This window comes from Okeania sp. SIO2F4, from assembly GCF_010672385.1.
Classification (GTDB): domain Bacteria; phylum Cyanobacteriota; class Cyanobacteriia; order Cyanobacteriales; family Microcoleaceae; genus Trichodesmium.
Map to the genome: position 1 here is coordinate 1 of NZ_JAAHGT010001261.1, position 2064 is coordinate 2064.

Consider the following 2064-nt stretch of genomic DNA (forward strand, 5'->3'; position numbering starts at 1 on the left):
TCTCTGTAGAGCCTATGTTAACACCAATTATTTTTGTGGAACCAAAGTTAGCCCAAGCCTCCCCAGCACCAGAACCAAATTTGCCAAAAGGAGAATATATTTGGATGGGTGCATCAGGATTACTGTTAGTATTGCTGATTATTTTGGGTATATTTCACCAAGCAAAAATGAAGCAATTTAATAAGAAACTTAGTGTAGAAGAATTTAGAAATAAAGACCTCCAGCAAAAGTATAAATTAGCTCTAGGAACCATAGCGAAAATGGAAAAAAATCCTGACTTAATCCATTCAAGAGAGTTTAACTTAGACTACTTAAGAATGCGGATGGCAGAGGAAGTTTTCCACTTTGCTATTGTTAACCAAATTAAGGTAAAAGTTAAACAACAAATTAGTGTTGCACTGCGCCCTACTCCAGTAGCAGCAGGAGAGAAAATCAATCCTAGTGGGCGACAAGTTGATTCGATGTTTGAGGTGGAATATGAGACCGGAGAAGTGGGTAAAGATATGAAAAAAAGAGTATTATTTAGGGTATCAATCAAACTGACAAAATTACCAACTCAGGCAACTTCTCAAACTATTATTCAAATAATTGATTGTTTAGAAACCTATCTTAGTCCTAGTGATGACCATGATAATTGGACTCCTACAATTCAAGGTCGAATTGTACATATTGATTGGGATCAAAAAGCTAAACCAACACCTTTGTTGGTACTAGAACAATCTCATGATGGAGTTCTATTTCGTACTAACAGACCTTCAGCTAAAAGTGCTACACCACCACCACCACCAAAACCATCCGCACGTAAAAAAAATCTCTCTAGAGGGGGAACAAAACAATCTACAAAAAGGAAAACAAGCAAAACAAGCAAAACAAAAGGTTTAACATTACGGGGCACAAATTCAGAAATAATTAATTAAATAAGGAAGAAGAAAACTCGATAAATAAATGGCGTAGTACTGCCCGATCTTTTTAGCTGTTTGGAAATTTATTAGGGATGTTTTTGGCAAAAAGTAAAATTATTCTACTCAAAAATCTTTACCTCTTTTCTGTGTAGCAGTATTAATTTCCTTGCTGGTATTTAATTTTTTTCAGTTAATTGATTTAATTGTTGTTAAATATACCTGGGTTCAATAATTAATAATTAATAATTAATAATTAATAATTACCTCTTCTTATAAAGAAGAGGATTGCCTAAAAGAAATTTTTTTCTTTTTTCTCCATAAATGGAGAGGCTTTATAGCTGAATTTTTCGGTAACAGACGGCCATCTTAATATCTGAACAATTCCTAACGGGACCTTTTAAAATGCAATAATCTTGGGTGACAAGTAATATAGTTGTGTTTTCTTTTATAGCTAAATTTTGTATAATTTCAACTATATTTCTACTAGATTTACTATCTAAAGTAGCCGTGGGTTCATCTGCTAATACTAATACAAATTAACTTTAAAGATGTCACAAATAGTTTCAAACTTTAAATGTCAAATAATTGCCTCAAACCTTTCTCTTGTCAAAGTTTTTAGCCTATCCAATCTAACTTCAGAATTCAGAATTCAGAATTGAGAATTCTGTGAAATGGTATAACTTAGGTTTACTTACCTTAGCATGAGTAATCGTCACTCTTTGCTTTTGCCTGCCAGATAAATTATTAGGGTACTAATCTACTCTTTCTCCTAATCCTACTGCTGAATTCATTGCCAATATTGGTGTACAAGTAGTGATATTCTTAAAAAATTTAAGTGAGTAAGCAAATACTATTCCTCTTTTATTTTACTTTTGTCGTGGTAAATGCTATAGCAATCCTATTTAAGTTGTAATATTTTGGTGGCAGTTAGGAGGAACGAGGACCGAGGAACGAGTCAGAATTTACTCATGTTTTCAGCTCAAATTAACTATTATAAACATTGTCACAATCAATGCGCGGATTGCTATATGTGTAATGCCATTTTGAAAAAAGAATATTATCAAAATTTATTGATAGGAAACAGGAATTTGTAGCAAATATTTATCCAAATGGTATAAGAACAGTTAAAACTTAAATATTGGGAATAATCTTACTCTCTATA

Annotated in this window: 1 protein-coding gene and 1 pseudogene; one reads left to right on the forward strand and one right to left on the reverse strand. The window is 32.5% G+C overall.

Translation table 11 applies throughout. The annotated features are described in order from the left end of the window. The first annotated feature begins 14 nt into the window (after positions 1–14). The gene (locus F6K22_RS39500; protein ID WP_293110489.1) at positions 15–917 is read left to right on the forward strand and encodes a hypothetical protein; all 903 of its coding nucleotides are present in this window, start codon (positions 15–17) and stop codon (positions 915–917) included. Positions 918–1234: 317 nt separating this feature from the next. Here F6K22_RS39500 and F6K22_RS39505 read toward each other — a convergent pair. Continuing rightward, positions 1235–1432, reverse strand: a pseudogene (locus F6K22_RS39505) (hypothetical protein); the annotation flags it as partial. Between the last annotated feature and the right edge of the window lie 632 nt (positions 1433–2064).

What these genes read in the sequence shown, in the direction of transcription:
- F6K22_RS39500 (WP_293110489.1), top strand. Translation starts at nt 15, where the DNA reads ATGTTAACACCAATTATTTTTGTGGAACCAAAGTTAGCCCAAGCCTCC.